Raw genomic sequence first — 19,693 nt, 5'->3', positions numbered from 1 at the left:
TGCCCTTATCGGTAAGAGTTAACACTATAGCTACAGCCTACAAACTGTAGTACCCTACCTTTAATTACAACTAGTTATCGCGAGGCTTGCACCTTGAGTGACATGGCAAAAAATCTAATACTGTGGCTGGTTATCGCCGTTGTGCTGATGTCGGTTTTCCAGAGCTTTGGCCCTGGTGACAGCAGCGGAAGAACAGTGGACTACACCACATTCGTACATGAAGTTGGTCAAGGCCAAATTCAGGAAGCTCAATTCAAGAACAGCGAAATTACTTTTACTCGCCGTGGTAGTAACAATCGTTTCGTTACTTACATGCCAGTATATGATCAAAAGCTGCTTGATGATCTGATTAATCAAAACGTAAGAGTACAAGGAACGCCGCCAGAAGAGCAAAGTTTGCTTGGAACTATCTTTATCTCTTGGTTCCCAATGATACTGCTAATTGGGGTATGGATTTTCTTCATGCGTCAAATGCAAGGCGGTGGCGGTAAAGGCGCCATGTCCTTCGGTAAAAGTAAAGCGCGGATGATGAGCGAAGAGCAGATTAAAACGAACTTTACTGACGTTGCTGGCTGTGATGAAGCCAAAGAAGATGTTAAAGAGCTGGTCGATTATCTTCGTGATCCAAGCCGATTCCAGAAGTTGGGCGGTAAAATCCCAACAGGCGTATTGATGGTAGGTCCTCCAGGGACGGGTAAAACTTTGCTTGCTAAAGCGATTGCTGGTGAAGCAAAGGTACCCTTTTTCACTATCTCTGGTTCTGATTTCGTTGAAATGTTTGTCGGTGTCGGCGCATCGCGCGTGCGTGACATGTTTGAGCAAGCCAAAAAAGCGTCGCCTTGTATCATTTTTATCGATGAAATTGATGCGGTCGGTCGTCAGCGTGGTGCTGGTGTCGGCGGTGGTCACGATGAACGTGAACAAACCTTAAACCAAATGCTGGTTGAGATGGACGGTTTTGAAGGTAATGAAGGGGTTATCGTCATTGCCGCAACTAACCGTCCTGATGTATTGGACCCAGCATTATTGCGTCCTGGCCGTTTCGACCGCCAAGTTGTCGTTGGTTTACCTGATGTTCGTGGCCGTGAACAGATTCTTAAAGTTCATATGCGTAAAGTTCCATTAGCGAATGATGTTGAACCGTCATTGATTGCTCGTGGTACCCCTGGTTTCTCAGGCGCTGATTTAGCCAACTTAGTCAATGAAGCTGCGTTGTTTGCCGCTCGTGGTAATAAACGTAATGTGTCTATGGTTGAGTTTGAACTGGCTAAAGACAAAATCATGATGGGTGCAGAGCGCCGTTCAATGGTAATGTCGGAAGAGACTAAAGCGTCAACGGCTTATCATGAGGCCGGCCATGCAATTGTCGGACGTTTGGTGCCTGAACATGATCCGGTGTATAAGGTCTCTATCATCCCTCGCGGTAGAGCGTTGGGTGTGACAATGTACTTGCCAGAACAAGATCGTGTCAGTATGTCTAAACAGCATCTTGAGTCGATGATATCCAGCCTTTATGGCGGTCGTCTTGCTGAAGAGCTGATTTATGGTGCTGATAATGTTTCCACTGGGGCTTCGAATGACATTGAACGAGCGACTGCAATTGCTCGTAAGATGGTTACTCAATGGGGTTTTTCAGAGAAACTCGGTCCTCTTTTGTATGCAGAAGATGAAGGTGAAGTGTTCTTAGGTCGTAGTGTGACGCAAACTAAGCACGTTTCTGAAGATACGGCCAAACTGATAGATGATGAAGTTCGTAAAATCATTGATCGTAACTATGACCGTGCTCGTGAAATCCTAGAGAACAACATGGATATCATGCACGCGATGAAAGATGCGCTGATGAAATATGAAACCATCGATGCAGGACAGATTGATGATTTGATGGCTCGTAAATCGGAGATTCGTGAACCTGCTGGTTGGGCCGATCAGGCCGCTAGAGCGACTCAAGACAATGTTGAACCGGAGCCAAGCAACTCTGCACCAGTTGATGCGGATGTTCCACCAGCTTCAGAGCATAAAGATAAAGATTAATCTCTATTTTATGATGAAACCCCGATTCTTTCGGGGTTTTTTGTTTGTTGGTGAAGGTGTTTTAGGTTTGATAACGTAAGCAATAAATTATTTATTGCTTGGTATAATTCTTGAGGTTAGCAAGGGATGGAGGTAACGTATTCTTTATTAATCCATTCTATATTCAGAGGCTTATGAAAATTCAAACCACATCTAAACAGTTGAAGCTTGACCAGCCTCAAGTGATGGGAATACTGAATACGACTCCGGATTCTTTTTCTGATGGTGGTCAATATACTACTGTGCAACGTGCGTTTTATCGAGCAAAGCAGATGATTGATGCCGGAGTTAATATCATTGATATTGGTGGTGAGTCGACTCGTCCCGGTGCGCCAGAGGTATCGCTCAGCGAAGAGCTTGAGCGAGTCATTCCCGTGATTCAGGCCATTCGCCAGTATTATCCTGATATTTGGATATCGATTGATACTAGTAAACCTGAGGTTATGCGTCAGGCGGTACAGGCAGGCGCTGACTTAATTAATGATGTACGAGCGTTACAAGAGCCGGGGGCTTTGCAAGCTGCCGCCGATGCTCAAGTGCCAGTGTGTATTATGCATATGAAAGGCCAGCCAAGAACGATGCAAATCGCTCCTGAGTATGATGATATTCTAAAAGAGGTGGATGGATTTTTAGCCGAACGTATCGCCGCATGCGAGAAAGCGGGGATCCAGCGGCAGAATATTATTCTGGACCCTGGTTTTGGTTTTGGTAAATCGCTTGAACACAATTATCATCTGCTCGCGAATTTAGAGGTATTTCATCATTTTGGTTTGCCTTTACTAGCAGGAATGTCTCGTAAGTCAATGTTGTTTAAGCCACTAAATAAAGAACCAGCACAATGCATGGTGGCAAGCGTAACGAGCGCAACATTAGCGGCTTTAAAAGGTGCGCACATTCTTCGTGTACATGATGTTGAACAAACTATAGAAGCATTGGCGATCATACAAATGATGCACCGCCATAAACATTAAGGAATCATTATGTCTAATACTAGACGTTATTTTGGCACTGATGGCATTCGAGGCCGAGTTGGTGAATATCCAATCACGCCTGATTTTGTTTTAAAACTGGGTTGGGCTGCAGGGCGTGTTTTGGCTCAGCAAGGCACCAAAAAAGTGATTATCGGTAAAGACACGCGAATTTCAGGTTACATGCTAGAGTCAGCATTAGAAGCCGGGCTGGCTGCTGCTGGGCTAAAAGCGATTTTCACAGGGCCAATGCCGACCCCTGCTGTTGCTTATCTTACCCAAACTTTTCGCGCCGAAGCGGGGATTGTGATTTCTGCGTCGCACAACCCTTATTATGACAATGGCATAAAATTTTTCTCTTCCGCCGGTACGAAATTACCTGATGAATTGGAACTGGCTATCGAAGCCGAATTGGATAAACCCATTGAATGCGTTGAGTCCGCAGAATTGGGGAAAGCGACTCGTTTGGTTGATGCTGCTGGTCGTTATATCGAATTTTGTAAAAGTACCTTTCCTTCTGCTTTAAGTCTCGCTGGTTTAAAAATCGTCGTCGATTGTGCCCATGGCGCGACTTATCATATCGCGCCTAATGTTTTTAAAGAACTGGGTGCAGAAGTGATTTCGATCGGTACTGAGCCAAATGGTTTAAATATTAACGATCAGGTTGGGGCGACCGATGTTCGTGCATTGCAACAAAAAGTGGTTGCTGAGCAGGCTGATTTGGGACTGGCTTTTGATGGTGATGGTGACCGAATCATCATGGTGGACCATTTAGGTCATAAAATCGATGGTGATCAGATTGCTTATATCATCGCTCGAGATGCTTTGCGCCGAGGTGAATTGAAAGGTGGGGTGGTTGGTACACTGATGACGAATTTAGGCATGGAAAATGGCTTGAAACAGTTAGGTATTCCATTTGTCCGCGCAGCCGTCGGTGATCGCTATGTAATGGAAAAGCTGCTCGAAAAAGGGTGGAAAATTGGTGCTGAAAATTCAGGGCATGTTATTTTGCTTGATAAAGTTACGACTGGAGATGCGATTGTCGCGGCTTTACAAGTATTGGCCTCTGTGATTGATAGTGATTTGTCTTTACATGAATTATCGCAAGGTATGACACTCTATCCGCAAGTGCTAGAAAATGTTCGCTTTAGTGGGCAAACTAAACCACTTGAGTCACCAGCGGTACTAAGCGCGGTAAAACAGGTTGAGGCTAAGCTCGGTGATAAAGGGCGGGTATTGTTACGTGCGTCGGGTACTGAACCTCTTATTCGAGTGATGGTTGAAGGTGAAGATGCTCAGTTAGTGCAAACTTCAGCATTAGATATTGCCGCCGCAGTTAAAGCCAGTTGCTAAGTTTTTTACGTATTTCTCTATTTCTAATTGCGATAAATGTTAATGAATAGAGAAAATAGAGTTATTAATATCGATTGTTGAGCCTTTTTTGACCGTTTGATTGATAAAAAAGACTTTTTTGTTAAATACCGCTTGTCAGCGAAACGGGCATTCGTTAGTATTGCGTCCGCCCTCGATGAGGAGGTCGCTAGCCTTGTTTAAGTCGCATGATTGAACGGCGCTGGCTCAACAATTTGGAACATAGGTGGAAGCAATGTTTACAGTTCTACTTGTGATTTACCTGTTGGCAGCGGTTGGTATTATTGGCCTAGTGTTGATTCAACAAGGTAAAGGCGCAGATATGGGAGCCTCATTCGGTGCTGGCGCTTCAAACACAGTGTTTGGTGCTGGTGGCTCAGGTAACTTTTTAACCCGAATGACTGCAATTTTTGCAACCGCATTTTTTGTTATTAGCTTGGTGTTAGGCAACATGTCTACACACAAAACCGAATCACAATGGGTTGACCCGTTACAAGGTCATGTGGTCGAGCAAGCTGATAATTCAGTGAGTGATATTCCAGCCCCTAAAGGCGACGAGATTCCTCGCTAAGCTTATCTTAAGATAAGTCAGGTTATGCCGAGATGGTGAAATTGGTAGACACACTAGCATGAGGTGCTAGCGCCTATGGTGTGAGGGTTCGAGTCCCTCTCTCGGCACCATTATTTACAAACTTGTAAATCACCTTGTAGCGAGTATAATTGCTTACAAGTCGGACGCGGGGTGGAGCAGCTTGGTAGCTCGTCGGGCTCATAACCCGAAGGTCGTCGGTTCAAATCCGGCCCCCGCAACCATTTACCTGTCTGGTAAATTGGTGCAAGTTTGGCAGTGTTAACCTCACTGCAGTTGAGAATAATTTCTCAATTTATCAGGGTCCAGCAACAAAAAAACCCGACTTTCGGGGTTTTTTGTTATCTGAATTTCATCATGAAAATTTCAGGTGCTTGCTTGGAATTTAAATTGGGCTCTATGCCCTTTTTTTGTTTCTGGAGTGGTTTAAATGACTGGTTTAGAGAGACAACTTACTGAAATGCTTGAAGCACCAGTTGCAGCTGCAGGTTATGAGTTAGTTGGATTAGAATTTGTACGTGCTGGTGAACATTCAACACTGCGTATTTATATTGATCATGAGAATGGTATCACGGTTGATGCTTGTGCTGAAGTGAGTCACCAAGTCAGTGCGGTACTGGATGTTGAAGACCCAATTACTGTTGCTTACAACCTAGAAGTGTCCTCCCCAGGTTTGGAAAGACCACTCTTTAAAGCAGCACATTACGAGCAGTTTATAGGTCACGAGGTCAGCATTGTCTTGAAAATGGCTGTTGCTAATCGCCGTAAGTGGAAAGGTATTATCCATGCGGTTGAAGGCGAGACAGTCACTGTTATTACCGACGGGCAAGAAGAATATTTCGCCCTGAGTAATATTGCCAAAGCTAACCTGATCCCTAAATTTTAGTTCTCCTAGAGAATAGAGCTTAAGAGGCTATAACAATGAGTAAAGAAATTTTAGCGGTCGTTGAGGCGGTTTCTAATGAGAAAGCAGTACCTCGTGAACGTATTTTTGAAGCGTTAGAGACAGCTTTGGCGACTTCGACCAAGAAAAAACACGAAATGGAAATTGAGGTTCGTGTGGCCATTGATCGTAAAACCGGTGAGTTTGAAACTTTCCGTCGTTGGTTAGTGGTTGAAAATGTTGAGCATCCAACCAAAGAAATCTCGTTTGATGCGGCAAATTATGATGATGAAACGGTTCAGTTGGGTGATTACATTGAAGACCAAATTGAGTCAGTAACCTTTGATCGCATTACCACTCAAACCGCTAAGCAAGTGATTGTACAGAAAGTACGTGAAGCAGAGCGCGCTCAAATCGTTGAACAATTTATTGATAACGAAGGTGAGCTTGTTACTGGTGTCGTCAAAAAAGTGAATCGTGATAGCGTGATTGTTGATTTGGGCAACAACGCTGAAGCGGTGATTTTACGTGAAGATCAATTACCACGTGAAAACTTCCGTTCAGGTGACCGAGTGCGTGGCTTGCTTTTCAAAGTGGCTCCCGAAGCTCGTGGTTTCCAACTGTTTATTACGCGATCTAAACCGGAAATGCTTGCTGAACTTTTCCGCGTTGAAGTTCCAGAAATTGGCGAAGAGATGATCGAGCTAAAAGGTGCTGCTCGTGATCCTGGCTCGCGCGCTAAAATTGCGGTGAAAAGCAATGATAAGCGTATCGACCCTGTCGGTGCTTGCGTTGGTATGCGCGGCGCGCGTGTACAAGCGGTTTCTAGTGAACTAGGTGGTGAGCGTATCGATATCGTGCTGTGGGATGATAACCCTGCTCAGTTCGTTATCAATGCGATGGCTCCTGCTGATGTGGCTTCGATCATTGTTGATGAAGACGCCCACTCAATGGATATTGCGGTTGAAGCCGATAATTTAGCTCAAGCGATTGGTCGCAATGGTCAAAACGTCCGCTTAGCTTCTCAACTTACTGGTTGGGAGCTCAACGTGATGACGGTTGCAGATTTACAGAAAAAGCATCAAGAAGAATCAACAGCCTCTATCGAGAAATTTATGAAGTACCTCGATATTGAGCAAGATTTTGCCGAGATGTTAGTAGAAGAAGGTTTCTCTACATTAGAAGAGATAGCTTATGTCCCAGTGAGCGAGTTGCTTGAAATTGATGGTCTGAATGAAGAGATCATTGAAGAAATACGCGCTCGTGCTAAGGACGCATTAACGACAATTGCCCTAACGCAAGAAGAGTCATTTGAAGGACTTGAGCCAGCAGAAGATCTGCTTGGTTTAGCTGGCTTAGAGCGTGATATGGCATTCAAATTGGCAGCGAAAGGAGTAGCTACTCTGGAAGATCTCGCTGACCAAGGCATCGACGATCTTGAAGGTATTGAAGGCCTAACCGGAGAGCGTGCGGGCGAACTAATTATGGCGGCTCGCAATATTTGTTGGTTTGGCGAAGACGCATAGTTTCAGCAGGGGAGGAAGCGGCATGACACAACTTACAGTTAAAGCACTGAGTGAAGAAATTGGTACGCCAGTTGACCGCTTATTAGAACAGCTTGCTGATGCAGGTATGGAAAAAGCGGGTTCAGATCATGTAAGTGAAGAAGAGAAACAAAAACTTCTTACTCATTTGCGTAAAGAACATGGTGAAGGTTCTGAGCCGACTCGTTTAACCCTCCAGCGTAAAACCCGCAGCACATTGAGTGTGAATGCCGGTGGTGGTAAAAGTAAGAATGTTCAGGTTGAAGTGCGCAAAAAACGGACGTATGTTAAGCGCAGTGTAATTGAGGATGATGCTAAACGTGAAGCTGAAGAAGCAGCGCAACGTGAAGCAGAAGAAAAAGCCAAACGTGAAGCGGAAGCAGCATTGAAACGTGAGGCTGAAGAAAAGGCTGCACGTGAAGCGCAAGAGAAAGCGAAGCGTGAAGCCGAAGAGAAGGCGAAGCGTGAAGCCGAAGAAGCTCAACGTGATGTACCGGTTGAAGTCAATCAAGCAAAACGTGAGCGTTCTGCACAAGATAAATCAAAGCAAGAAGCAGCACGAAAAGAGGCCGAACAATTAAAACGCCGCCAAGAAGAAGAGGCTCAGCGTAAAATTGAAGAGGAAAGTAAGCGTCAACTAGAGATTGCACGTGAATTGGCCGAAAAAAATAAAGATCGCTGGTCTGCTGAAGAAGAGAAAAAAGGCAATATGCAAGAAGATACCGATTACCATCTAACCACCTCAACTCATGCACGTGAGGCGGAAGATGAAGCAGACCGTCGTGAAGAAGGCGCTCGTCGTGCAGCCAAACTGAAGAAGACGAAATTATCCTCGCGTGATGATAAACAAGAGCGTGGTTCACGTACTCGTGGCGGTAAAGCGGGACGTAAAGGTCGTATTAATAAACCGACATCAATGCAACATGGCTTCGATAAGAGCGCGGTTGTTGCTAAATCAGACGTTGTGATTGGTGAAACCATCGTGATTTCTGAGCTGGCCAATAAGATGTCGGTAAAAGCCACTGAAGTCATCAAAGTGATGATGAAAATGGGCGCTATGGCTACCATCAACCAAGTGATTGACCAAGAAACGGCTCAATTAGTGGCAGAAGAGATGGGGCATAAAGTTATTCTACGTAAAGAAAATGAGCTAGAAGAAGCGATTCTTTCTGATCGTGATAATAAGTTTGAACTCGTTTCACGCGCTCCTGTGGTAACGATTATGGGTCACGTTGACCATGGTAAAACGTCAACGCTTGACTACATTCGTCGTACTCACGTGGCCGATGCAGAAGCGGGTGGTATCACCCAGCACATTGGTGCTTACCACGTAGAAACCCCTAACGGTATGATTACCTTCCTTGATACTCCGGGACACGCTGCGTTTACTTCAATGCGTGCTCGTGGTGCTAAAGCGACAGATATCGTTGTGTTGGTTGTTGCTGCAGATGATGGTGTTATGCCACAAACCGTAGAAGCGATCCAGCATGCTAAAGCAGCGGGTGTTCCTCTTATCGTTGCGGTCAACAAAATCGATAAAGAAGCGGCTAATCCAGATAACGTAAAAAATGAGCTGGCTCAGTACGATATCATGCCTGAAGAGTGGGGCGGCGAAAACATGTTCGTCCATATCTCAGCTAAACAAGGTACCAATATTGATGGCTTACTCGAAGCGATTCTTCTGCAAGCGGAAGTCCTTGAGTTGAAAGCAGTGAAAGAAGGTATGGCGTCAGGCGTCGTGATTGAATCTCGTCTAGATAAAGGCCGTGGTCCAGTTGCCACCGTCTTGGTTCAGTCGGGTACCTTGAATAAAGGTGACATCGTTTTATGTGGTCAGGAATATGGCCGTGTACGTGCGATGCGTGATGAAGTGGGTAACGAAATTGAACATGCTGGCCCTTCTATTCCAGTCGAGATCCTTGGTTTATCAGGCGTTCCTTCTGCGGGTGATGAAGCTACAGTGGTTCGTGATGAGCGTAAGGCTCGTGAAGTGGCCAACTATCGTCAAGGTAAATTCCGTGATGTTAAACTGGCTCGTCAACAGAAGTCTAAACTTGAGAATATGTTCTCGAATATGACGGCTGGTGATGTCGCTGAGTTGAACGTGGTACTGAAAGCTGACGTACAAGGTTCTGTAGAAGCGATCGCCGAATCACTGAAAAAACTATCAACCGATGAAGTTAAAGTGAACATTGTTGGTTCTGGTGTTGGTGGTATCACGGAGACTGATGCTGTATTAGCAGCAGCGTCGAACGCTATCGTCGTTGGCTTTAACGTCCGTGCGGATGCTTCTGCTCGTCGTACGATTGAAGATGAAAATATCGATCTACGTTACTACTCGATCATTTACCAATTGATCGACGAAGTGAAGCAAGCCATGAGCGGTATGCTTGCACCTGAATTTAAGCAAGAGATCATTGGTCTTGCCCAAGTACGTGATGTCTTTAAATCACCTAAACTGGGTGCAATTGCGGGTTGTATGGTAACGGAAGGCACCATTAAGCGTAATAGTCCAATTCGCGTTCTACGTGATAACGTTGTTATTTACGAAGGCGAACTTGAGTCACTACGTCGTTTCAAAGATGATGTGTCTGAAGTTAAGAATGGTTACGAATGTGGTATCGGCGTTAAAAACTACAACGACGTACGTGTGGGTGACCAGATCGAAGTCTTTGAAACCGTTGAGATCCAGCGTACCATCGACTAGCAACTAAAATTGCATTTACGGTAATGTTAGGTTGTTGAATACACCATGGGGGGCTGGGAAACCATCCCCCCATTCTTTCTATTAGTGAGAAAAAATATGCCAAAAGAATTTAGCCGTACTCAGCGAGTGGCTCAGCAATTACAAAAAGAATTAGCGATGATTTTACAACGTGAAGTTCGTGATTCACGTTTAGGAATGGTCACCATATCCGATGTGGAAGTATCAAGAGACCTAGCGTATGCGAAAGTATTTGTGACCTTCCTTTGCATCGGTGAACAAACGCCAGAGTCTTGTCTCAAGGCGCTGCGTGAACATGAAGTACATATTCGTATGATGCTTGGTAAGCGAATTCGTTTACGTTTAACACCAGAAATTCGCTTCCATTATGACAACACGCTAGTGGAAGGGATGCGGATGTCTAACTTAGTGACTGAAGTGGTCAATCAAGATAAACGTCGTCAACAAGATGCAGGTCGAGAGGACGAAGAGTAATGGCACGACGTCGTAAAGGCCGTGCGATTAACGGCGTCTTACTACTCGATAAAACCACTGGTATCTCATCGAACGATATATTACAGAAAGTGAAACGCCTCTATTTTGCTGAAAAAGCAGGACATACTGGTGCGCTTGATCCATTAGCGACAGGGATGTTACCAATTTGTTTGGGGGAGGCGACCAAGTTTTCTCAGTTTTTACTCGATTCAGATAAGCGTTATCGCGTGATTGCTAAATTAGGTCAGCGCACCGATACCTCAGATTCAGATGGTCAAGTCGTGGAAACTCGTCCGGTCAACGTACAGCGTGAAACATTACTGACTCATATTGCTTCTTTTCAGGGGCAAACTTGGCAAGTTCCTTCGATGTTTTCGGCATTAAAACATCAAGGTAAACCACTTTATGAGTATGCACGCCAAGGGATTGAAGTTGCCCGTGAAGCTCGAAAAATCAATGTCTATGAAATCACCTTACATCGTTTTGAAGGCGATGAAGTAGAGATGGAGGTTCACTGCTCGAAAGGAACTTACATTCGAACGATTGTCGATGATTTGGGTGAAATGCTCGGTTGTGGTGCGCATGTTACTATGTTGCGTCGTATTGGGGTGGCGAATTACCCCTATCAAAACATGGTGACTTTAGAGCAATTGAATGCCTTGGTTGAACAAGCGCAGGGCGAAGAGAGCGACAAGTATCAGCGGCTGGATGAACTACTGCTGCCGATGGATACCGCCGTGCAAGATTTGCCTGAGGTTAATGTTATCTCTGAGTTGGCAAATATGATTCAACATGGACAAGCGGTACAAGTTTTCGGCGCTCCCACTGAAGGTCTGGTTAGAATGACCGAAGGAGCACAACGGCGTTTTCTTGGGGTCGGGCAGATTGATCAAGATGGCAAAGTGGCGCCGAAACGTTTAGTGGTTTATCCGCAATAATCGATTCAGGTTGAGTGAGTTTGCGCTTGTGTGTCAGCTCGTTATTCCCTATAATTCGCGCTCGCGTGTCGGCTGAATCAGAGATTGGCTGGCACAATAATAAACTTAACTCTTTAGGAGAGAATGATGTCTCTGAATGCAGAAACTAAAGCAGCAATCGTTGCTGAATACGCACGTGCCGAAGGCGATACTGGTTCACCAGAAGTACAAGTAGCATTGCTAACTGCTTCTATCAACCACCTACAAGGTCACTTCAAAACGCACAAAGGCGATCACCACAGCCGTCGTGGTCTGCTACGTATGGTTTCAAGTCGTCGTAAACTTCTAGATTACCTAAAAGGTAAAGATCTAGGACGCTACCAAGACCTTATCAAACGTCTAGGCCTACGTCGCTAATCAGTGGCTGCATAGTACAGTTTGTTTAAAAAAGGGGCATTAGCCCCTTTTTTGTTATCTAAATTTGGCATATCCCTAGCTAAGTAGTTTATACTACACCCCGTCCAACTTTGATGGTTGGCACGGTTATTTCTCATCGCATTACAGTCACCCCAGTCGACCAGCAGGTCGCGGCTATTAAAAAAAGATTAGGACCCATGAGTCTTTTTTTACTAGTCGCGATTGGTAGTGCTTTGAGTCTTGTTCAATTTATCTAGGTCTTACCTAGAAAAGGAAAAACTTAATGTTCGAAAAACCAGTAGTGAAAACTTTCCAATACGGTAATCATACCGTGACGTTAGAAACCGGCGTAATGGCTCGCCAAGCGACAGCCGCTGTAATGGCAACGATGGATGATACCGCCGTTTTTGTTTCTGTGGTTGGTAAAAAAGATGCCGTAGAAGGACAAGATTTCTTCCCACTTACCGTTAACTACCAAGAGCGTACTTACGCTGCGGGTAAAATCCCAGGTGGTTTCTTTAAACGTGAAGGTCGCCCTTCAGAAAGTGAAACATTAATCGCTCGTCTTATTGACCGCCCAATTCGCCCTCTATTCCCTGATGCATTCACAAATGAAGTGCAAGTGATTGCTACCGTGGTTTCGGTTAATCCGAACGTTCAGCCAGACATCATTACCATGATTGGTACCTCTGCAGCCCTCGCTATTTCTGGTATGCCATTTAATGGCCCGATTGGTGCAGCTCGTGTTGGTCATATCAATGGTCAATTAGTTCTTAACCCAAGCCCGAAAGAGTTGGATCAATCTCGTCTTGACCTTGTTGTGTCAGGAACCGAAGGTGCGGTATTGATGGTCGAGTCCGAAGCAGACATTCTTAGCGAAGAAGAGATGTTGGCGGCAGTGGTTTATGGTCACGATCAACAACAAGTGGTGATCAATGCTATTAACGAGTTCGCGGCTGAAGTTGCCACTCCAGCTTGGGAATGGGTTGCACCACAAGAAAATACGGCATTAAAAGAGACCATTGCTCAGTTAGCTGAAGCTCGTCTAACGGAAGCGTATCAAATCATCGAAAAAATGGCGCGTTACGAAAAAGTTGCAGCGATCAAAGCTGATGTGATTGCGGCCATTCTTGCTGAAGATGATTCGCAAGATGTGATGAAAATCAAGAAGCTGCTAGGCGCACTTGAAAAGCAAGTCGTTCGTGGACGCATCATCGCTGGTGAAAAACGCATTGATGGTCGTGAAAAAGACATGATCCGTGCTTTGGATGTCCGTACTGGTGTATTACCACGTACTCACGGTAGTTCTTTGTTTACTCGTGGTGAAACGCAAGCGTTAGTTACGGCGACACTAGGTACTCAACGTGATGCTCAAATCATTGATGAGTTAACGGGTGAACGTAAAGATTACTTTATGTTGCATTACAACTTCCCTCCTTACTGTGTTGGTGAGACAGGTTTTGTTGGTTCACCGAAACGTCGTGAAATTGGTCATGGTCGTTTGGCTAAGCGCGGTATCGCAGCAGTAATGCCTTCTGCGGATGAATTCCCGTACACAGTACGCGTTGTTTCTGAGATCACCGAATCAAACGGTTCATCATCAATGGCCTCAGTATGTGGTTCATCTTTGGCTCTTATGGATGCTGGCGTACCGATTAAAGCTTCTGTTGCTGGTATCGCGATGGGACTTGTCAAAGAAGACGAGAACTTCGTTGTCTTGTCTGACATTTTGGGTGATGAAGACCATCTTGGTGATATGGACTTTAAAGTAGCAGGTACTTCAAACGGTGTGACTGCACTACAAATGGATATTAAGATCGAAGGTATCACCAAAGAGATCATGCAGATTGCATTGAACCAAGCGAAAGGTGCTCGTTTGCACATTCTTTCGGTTATGGATCAAGCGATTGCTGGTGCTCGCGATGATATTTCAGAATTTGCGCCTCGTATTCATACCATGAAGATCAGCTCTGAAAAGATCAAAGACGTGATTGGTAAAGGCGGTGCGGTGATTCGTATGTTGACCGAAGAAACGGGCACAACGATTGAAATCGAAGATGACGGTACGATCAAAATTGCCGCAACGGATGGTGAGCAAGCACAAGAAGCGATTCGTCGTATTATGCAAATTACCGCTGAAGTAGAAGTCGGTAAGATTTATACGGGTAAAGTCGCTCGTCTTGCTGACTTTGGTGCTTTTGTGACGATTCTACCTGGTAAAGATGGCCTAGTACATATTTCACAAATCGCGGATAAGCGTATTGAAAAAGTATCAGATGTCCTTGCTGAAGGCCAAGAAGTACAAGTCAAAGTGTTGGAAATTGACCGCCAGGGTCGTGTTCGTTTGAGCATGAAAGAAGCGGTAGAGAAACCAGCAGAAGAAGCCAGCGCAGAAAATGCTGCACCTGCAGCAGAATAATTGCTCAGCGAAACAAGTGAAATAACAGTTTTCGCTTTTTCGTTATAAAGCATGTTATAAAGGGAGCCTATTCGCTCCCTTTTTTATTGATTAGGGGAACCACAGGAGTACTGATTTGTGAAATGGTTTCAAAGCGCTCTAGTAAGTGTCATGGTTTTGTTATTGGCTGGATGCGCCTCAAAAGGTGGTTCTCAAGCAACGCACTGGGTCTATCCACCAATGGCGATTCCTTTGCAATCAACAATTCAACAGGAAGTGCAAATCGCTCGTTTAAGCCAATTATTACAGCGTACTGACTTGAACGATGAACTGCGGGCAAAAATGTTTTTTGAACGTGGTAATGGCTACGATAATCTTGGATTGCGAGATTTAGCACGATTAGACTTTACTCAGTCATTAGCCTTAAACCCAGCTCAACCTGATATTTTTAATTTGCTTGGGGTCTATTATACCGAAGCCGGTGAATTTGATGCTGCTTATGAAGCATTTGACTCTACTTTAGAGCTCGATCCGAGTAATGAATACGCCCTGAGAAATCGAGCTATCGCCCTGTATTATGGTGACCGACCAGAGCTGGCGTTACAAGATATTCAAGCTCATTACCAGCAAGATCCGAGCGATCCTTTTCGCGCTTTATGGCTCTACATTATTCAATCGGATGTCAATCCACAGCAAGCGAAGCATGATTTATTGAACCGCTATCAAGAGCATGATGAGCAGTGGGGATGGGTATTGGTTGGTGTTATGTTGGATGAAATCCCTCAAGATCAAGTATTTAAAGCACTATTAACCACTACTCGTGATAATACTTTATTGGCGCAGCAGCTCACAGAAGCTTACTTCTATCTTGGCAAACGTTATCAAATGGAAGATAACTTCGCTCAAGCCATTTCGCTGTATAAATTAGCGATTGCTTTTAATGTCTATGAGTATGTTGAGCATCGTTATGCCTTTATTGAATTAGGCCGTATGTATCATGATTTGCGAGAAGCTCATTTAGCCAAAGCGCGAGTCGAACAATAACGCGATTTACGAACGCCCAAGCCAATTTTTATCAGTTGGGCGTTAGAGAACTATTGATAATGAACGTCTAATCCTGGTAATTGATGCCAATAACCATTGCATTGATGGTTGTCTAACGGTTGAGGATGCTCGGCGTTTTGATTGGCTCTAAACGCATCGATAAGTGAAAAAGTCTCCTGCCCTAATGGACTAAGACGAACGACATCGACGAATCCTTGCATGCCTGCTTGCTCATTGATTAAGTTATAGCAATAGCCAGATTGAGTTTGAATGCCATTGAGGTTAAAGACGGCTTGTCCCTCCTGGCTAGTGACCTGAATACCGGTTGGATAGCGAATACAACAGGTTTGACATTCGTCTTTAGCGAGGTTTTCTGCGCGCGCAGTGAAACAGCGGGCCGAATAGGCGAGTGGTAAATATCCATGGGCAAATACCTCTGTGGTAAACTTGCCACGAATATTTAAATCATCACATTGATTCAAGACATTGATTAACCACTCACGTGACAACTCAACCGGCATACACCAGCGAATCATACCTTGTTGTAGAAATTGTTTGAGAACATAAGCGTTATAGCAGTTGATGGCAGGACCAACGACAAAGGGAACGCCTTGTTGAGAAGCGAGTTGGATAGCGGCTACGTCATTTGCTTCAATAGTAAATTCACCGTTATCAATATACTTCTTCATCAGATTGATTTCACTGGGCGCTTCTAAGAGTGCCATGGTTGAGAGAACGACCTCTTTTCCCTCTCCAGCAAGCTGTTTCGCCATATCGAGCCAATCAGCAGCCTTTATTTCTCGACGTTTTGAACATACTGTTTCCCCCAAATAAATGATTTCTGCTGAGCTAGAGCAAGCTTGTTGATAAAACGATTCGACGTCGGTTTTGGGCCAAAAATACAGTAATGGACCTAAAGCGTATTTCATGATGATTATCCTATTATTGCCACTGTCGATGATAGGCACCGAGCGTGGTTTGTCTCCCTTCTGATACATTAGCTAGACAGTTATCCCACTCGGTTCGAACTTGATAACGCTCCGGGGCAGCAAGATAGCTATCAATCGCTGCACGCCAAGTTCGGGTGACTTGTTCAACGTAGGCAGGGCTGCGTTGTCGTCCTTCAATCTTCACTGAGGCGACATTAGCGGCAAACAATTCTGGCAACATCGACAGTGTGTTTAAACTTGTCGGTTCTTCAAGCGCGTGATAATGCTTGGATTGACCCGCGATATCACTGATAAAGCGTCCTTTGCATAAGGTCGGATAGCCTGCATTTTCACCGTGTTTATAGCGGTCGATCAGAACGTTATTTAAGCGAGACTCAAGTCCACTATCTGTTTCTTGCCAGCGAACATATTTGGCTGGTGAGCAAGCGCCAACAGTATTAGGGGATTCTCCCGTTAGGTAAGAAGATAGATAACAGCGGCCTTCGGACATAATACATAGGCTACCAAAAGCGAAGACTTCTAGCTCTACGCCAGCAGGGATTGTCCGAGACAGTTGTTTTACTTGATGAATGGAGAGCACTCGAGGTAGCACAACACGCTTAATATTGAATTGCTGCTGATAGTATTCGATCGCTTTCGCATTCGTCGCCGAAGCTTGTACGGAAAGGTGTAATTCCATCTCTGGATAATGTTGCGTTGCATAATCTAATAAAGCTATATCAGCGATGATCAAAGCATCAACACCTGCATTTACCGCTTTATCAACGGCTTGTGTCCAGCGCTGAAATCCTTCAGGATGGGCAAAAGTGTTTAAAGCGACATGAACTTTTTTACGCCGATCATGGGCATATTGGATCGCTTTATCGAGTTTGTTACCACTGAAATTGAGTCCTGCGAAGTGACGGGCATTGGTCTCATCTTTGAAGCCGAGATAGACCGCATCGGCGCCACAATCAACGGCGGTTTTAAGGGCTGGTAAGTTACCCGCTGGGCATAGTAGTTCCATTGCTCATTACTGTCTTTAAGAAATTTGCGTTAGTGTAAAAATTATTCTGTGCTAGGGAATTGATATAAGGCAGGTTTCAGGCAATCAATGGCTATTTTAGAAGACTCGTAGTAAAGAAAAGCACCGATCTAGCAATAGGAGGGATCGATAGAGTGAATAACAATACGCAGTGCTTTAGTAACTACGGCGATGTTGAGAAAAGAGAACTTCGACCTCTTCTTTAGGTTGGGGGCGATAAAAATGAAAGCCTTGGATGGTATGGCAATGGAGGTTAGATAACAGTATCGCTTGCTGCTGAGTTTCAACGCCTTCTGCTACCACTGTTAGGTTGAGCGATTGACCCAGTTTAATAATGCTTTCGATCACCGTGATCTGTTTGGGCAATGTATCCATATCGCTGATAAATGATCGATCAATTTTTAATTCATCGATTGGAAAACGAGCTAAGTACGCCAGTGATGAGTAACCGGTCCCAAAATCGTCAATCGATAAGCTAAAGCCTAATTTTTTGATCGCACTGAGCATTTGTAGAGTATGTTCACTCCCACTCATGATCGCACTTTCGGTCAATTCAAAGGTAATATAGCGAGGATTTAATTGGGTTTGGCGAAGCAGCTTAGTTAGGTAATCGATTAATTGTGGGTTGGCAAACTGTTCCGGCGAGATATTGATTGCAACATTGCCGGGAAGTAGATTTTGTTGTTCCCAACGCTTAACGGTTGTAAACACTTCGCGAATCACCACTCTGCCCAGATGCTCGATTAACCCCGCTTTTTCTGCAACAGGAATAAAAGCACCAGGACTGATGTACCCTTCAATTGGATGCTTCCAACGCACTAACGCCTCGGCACCATTAATACTAAAATCACGCGTGTTGACTTTGGGTTGATACCAGACTTCCAAACCATTTTGTTGCAAGGCTTTTTGTAGCTCAATTTCTAGCCACAGGCGCATGCGCGCTTCTTTGTTCATTTGATTATTAAATTGTACTAAACGATTACGGCCACGTTCTTTAGCTTCATACATCGCGGTATCAGCATTTTGCAGTAATACCCGGGCATTATGGCCATCGCCAGGGTAAACCACGCTACCAATAGAACACGCTAAGCGTTTACTAAAGTGATGCAAATCAAACGGTTGATTAATTAAGTTGATGATCCGTTCTGCAAGATCTTTACCGCTGTGGCGATGTTCAGGATAAGGTAAGATGAGCGCAAACTCATCTCCGCCCAAATGACCGAGGATCGCTTGCGAGGGCAGCAAACGCTTTAGACGGATTGCGACCTCTTTTATTACGTTGTCGCCGATATGATGCCCTAACGAATCATTAATATTTTTAAAGTTATCAATGTCTAGATAGAGCATGATCAACGGTGTATGTTGTTCAATCAGATAATCAAGACGTTTGATAAAGCTGGAACGTGTATAGACGCCACTTAAGGTATCTATATACCCCTCATCGCTTTGACAAGTGGATGACAGAGGTAATATCGGCGATTTATCTTCCCTATTTTCCATAACGACAAGCTGAGCATGGCTACCGAAGAGTGGGGTTCTCACTGCACTTAACTGAACCCTTTTCGGCGGACCGTAATCAGCATGCGTCAAACAATGAATAGGGTTAATCAGCAACTGTTGCACCAAAGTATGATTAAAACTGCTTTGGTTGGTGCCATCGCTAAATAATGCGGAAAGCGACTCGCCTAATAAATCATGGCTTTCATCGAACCCAAATAAGCGAGCTGCAGAAGGATTAGCCGCCAGTATGCAATCCTCCTCAACTAATAAAACCCCTTCATTGAGTAGCGTGCTGAGTGCGTTGAACTTAAGTTCGGATTCTTGCAGTGACCGCAGGAGCCTTTGTTGCTCAGAGGTTTCTAAGGCATGAACAATAATATAATCAGGATGATCAGCCCGATGAATGAGAGGCGTTATGCTGATGTGCCATTGACTGGCAATATCAGACGGGGAATTGAGTGTTAGCGTCAGCTCTTGTGCTTGTCCTGCAAAGGCATTGATATAATAAGGTTTGATTTGCTGATAGAAAGCGTCTCCGAACGTATCATTATCATTCATGCCGATTAGCTCAAAGCAGGTTAAACCACTCAGTTCGGCATAACGTTCATTGATCAAAACATAGTGATGCTGGCGATCTAAAATAGCCACAAACGCTGGATTAGAAGCGGTAATATGGCCAAACCAATAAGATAAATCTTGAACGGCCATCAAAATATGACCAATGTTATACAGTATGTACTATTCACGGTAAGAATTACTCATCAAAGATCCATCAACTATAACCTTGATTCCATTGGCTGAAAAGCGTCATTGCCATCT

15 protein-coding genes and 2 tRNA genes are annotated in these 19,693 nt (G+C 44.6%); 14 read left to right on the top strand and 3 right to left on the bottom strand.

The window, feature by feature from the left end:
* Positions 1-93 precede the first annotated feature (93 nt).
* The 14 genes from ftsH (at position 94) to nlpI (ending at position 15,400) form a co-directional block, all read left to right on the top strand.
* Complete coding sequence (gene ftsH / locus BSR11_RS16215; protein ID WP_072671372.1) at positions 94-2,031, top strand: ATP-dependent zinc metalloprotease FtsH; 1,938 nt, start codon at positions 94-96, stop codon at positions 2,029-2,031.
* A 173-nt stretch (positions 2,032-2,204) separates the two neighbouring features.
* Complete coding sequence (gene folP, locus BSR11_RS16210; RefSeq protein WP_072671371.1) at positions 2,205-3,041, top strand: dihydropteroate synthase; 837 nt, start codon at positions 2,205-2,207, stop codon at positions 3,039-3,041.
* Between the two features lie 9 nt (positions 3,042-3,050).
* Entirely contained in the window at positions 3,051-4,391 is a 1,341-nt protein-coding gene (glmM, locus tag BSR11_RS16205; RefSeq protein WP_072671370.1) for a phosphoglucosamine mutase, read from the top strand.
* A gap of 253 nt (positions 4,392-4,644) precedes the next feature.
* A complete protein-coding gene (gene secG, locus BSR11_RS16200) occupies positions 4,645-4,980 on the top strand; it encodes a preprotein translocase subunit SecG (RefSeq protein WP_072671369.1) in 336 nt (111 codons plus the stop codon).
* 26 nt (positions 4,981-5,006) lie between these two features.
* Positions 5,007-5,090 (top strand) — tRNA-Leu (locus BSR11_RS16195).
* Positions 5,091-5,145: 55 nt separating this feature from the next.
* Positions 5,146-5,222: transfer RNA gene (locus BSR11_RS16190), tRNA-Met, on the top strand.
* A 206-nt stretch (positions 5,223-5,428) separates the two neighbouring features.
* On the top strand, positions 5,429-5,884 hold the full coding sequence (gene rimP, locus BSR11_RS16185) for a ribosome maturation factor RimP (protein WP_072671368.1): 456 nt from the start codon (positions 5,429-5,431) through the stop codon (positions 5,882-5,884).
* 35 nt (positions 5,885-5,919) lie between these two features.
* Positions 5,920-7,407, top strand: coding sequence for a transcription termination factor NusA (nusA, locus tag BSR11_RS16180; protein WP_072671367.1), 1,488 nt, complete (start codon positions 5,920-5,922; stop codon positions 7,405-7,407).
* Between the two features lie 22 nt (positions 7,408-7,429).
* Positions 7,430-10,132, top strand: a complete 2,703-nt coding sequence (infB, locus tag BSR11_RS16175) for a translation initiation factor IF-2 (RefSeq protein WP_072671366.1) — start codon at positions 7,430-7,432, stop codon at positions 10,130-10,132.
* Positions 10,133-10,228: 96 nt separating this feature from the next.
* Complete coding sequence (gene rbfA, locus BSR11_RS16170; protein ID WP_072671365.1) at positions 10,229-10,624, top strand: 30S ribosome-binding factor RbfA; 396 nt, start codon at positions 10,229-10,231, stop codon at positions 10,622-10,624.
* On the top strand, positions 10,624-11,562 hold the full coding sequence (gene truB / locus BSR11_RS16165) for a tRNA pseudouridine(55) synthase TruB (protein WP_072671364.1): 939 nt from the start codon (positions 10,624-10,626) through the stop codon (positions 11,560-11,562). The genes rbfA and truB overlap by 1 nt, the downstream gene beginning before the upstream one ends.
* 126 nt (positions 11,563-11,688) lie before the next feature.
* Positions 11,689-11,958 (top strand): 30S ribosomal protein S15, encoded by a 270-nt coding sequence (gene rpsO, locus BSR11_RS16160; RefSeq protein ID WP_004394154.1) that lies wholly within the window; start codon positions 11,689-11,691, stop codon positions 11,956-11,958.
* Positions 11,959-12,241: 283 nt separating this feature from the next.
* Entirely contained in the window at positions 12,242-14,377 is a 2,136-nt protein-coding gene (gene pnp, locus BSR11_RS16155; protein ID WP_072671363.1) for a polyribonucleotide nucleotidyltransferase, read from the top strand.
* A gap of 117 nt (positions 14,378-14,494) precedes the next feature.
* Positions 14,495-15,400, top strand: coding sequence for a lipoprotein NlpI (gene nlpI / locus BSR11_RS16150; protein WP_072671362.1), 906 nt, complete (start codon positions 14,495-14,497; stop codon positions 15,398-15,400).
* Positions 15,401-15,450: 50 nt separating this feature from the next.
* Here nlpI and BSR11_RS16145 read toward each other — a convergent pair whose 3' ends face one another.
* The 3 genes from BSR11_RS16145 to BSR11_RS16135 all read right to left on the bottom strand — a co-directional run bounded on the left by BSR11_RS16145 (position 15,451) and on the right by BSR11_RS16135 (position 19,582).
* Positions 15,451-16,329, bottom strand: coding sequence for a U32 family peptidase (locus BSR11_RS16145; protein WP_072671361.1), 879 nt, complete (start codon positions 16,327-16,329; stop codon positions 15,451-15,453).
* Between the two features lie 13 nt (positions 16,330-16,342).
* Entirely contained in the window at positions 16,343-17,356 is a 1,014-nt protein-coding gene (gene ubiU, locus BSR11_RS16140; RefSeq protein WP_072671360.1) for a ubiquinone anaerobic biosynthesis protein UbiU, read from the bottom strand.
* Between the two features lie 174 nt (positions 17,357-17,530).
* Entirely contained in the window at positions 17,531-19,582 is a 2,052-nt protein-coding gene (locus BSR11_RS16135; protein ID WP_072671359.1) for a bifunctional diguanylate cyclase/phosphodiesterase, read from the bottom strand.
* Between the last annotated feature and the right edge of the window lie 111 nt (positions 19,583-19,693).

It is taken from the genome of Vibrio injensis, assembly GCF_001895205.1.
GTDB lineage: Bacteria > Pseudomonadota > Gammaproteobacteria > Enterobacterales > Vibrionaceae > Vibrio > Vibrio injensis.
Note: the sequence above shows the minus strand (reverse complement) of the source record. Positions and strands in the feature narration are given on the sequence as shown.

What these genes read in the sequence shown, in the direction of transcription:
- folP (WP_072671371.1), top strand. Translation starts at nt 2,205, where the DNA reads ATGAAAATTCAAACCACATCTAAACAGTTGAAGCTTGACCAGCCTCAA.
- glmM (WP_072671370.1), top strand. Translation starts at nt 3,051, where the DNA reads ATGTCTAATACTAGACGTTATTTTGGCACTGATGGCATTCGAGGCCGA.
- secG (WP_072671369.1), top strand. Translation starts at nt 4,645, where the DNA reads ATGTTTACAGTTCTACTTGTGATTTACCTGTTGGCAGCGGTTGGTATT.
- rimP (WP_072671368.1), top strand. Translation starts at nt 5,429, where the DNA reads ATGACTGGTTTAGAGAGACAACTTACTGAAATGCTTGAAGCACCAGTT.
- nusA (WP_072671367.1), top strand. Translation starts at nt 5,920, where the DNA reads ATGAGTAAAGAAATTTTAGCGGTCGTTGAGGCGGTTTCTAATGAGAAA.
- infB (WP_072671366.1), top strand. Translation starts at nt 7,430, where the DNA reads ATGACACAACTTACAGTTAAAGCACTGAGTGAAGAAATTGGTACGCCA.
- rbfA (WP_072671365.1), top strand. Translation starts at nt 10,229, where the DNA reads ATGCCAAAAGAATTTAGCCGTACTCAGCGAGTGGCTCAGCAATTACAA.
- truB (WP_072671364.1), top strand. Translation starts at nt 10,624, where the DNA reads ATGGCACGACGTCGTAAAGGCCGTGCGATTAACGGCGTCTTACTACTC.
- rpsO (WP_004394154.1), top strand. Translation starts at nt 11,689, where the DNA reads ATGTCTCTGAATGCAGAAACTAAAGCAGCAATCGTTGCTGAATACGCA.
- pnp (WP_072671363.1), top strand. Translation starts at nt 12,242, where the DNA reads ATGTTCGAAAAACCAGTAGTGAAAACTTTCCAATACGGTAATCATACC.
- BSR11_RS16145 (WP_072671361.1), bottom strand. Translation starts at nt 16,329, where the DNA reads ATGAAATACGCTTTAGGTCCATTACTGTATTTTTGGCCCAAAACCGAC.
- ubiU (WP_072671360.1), bottom strand. Translation starts at nt 17,356, where the DNA reads ATGGAACTACTATGCCCAGCGGGTAACTTACCAGCCCTTAAAACCGCC.
- BSR11_RS16135 (WP_072671359.1), bottom strand. Translation starts at nt 19,582, where the DNA reads ATGGCCGTTCAAGATTTATCTTATTGGTTTGGCCATATTACCGCTTCT.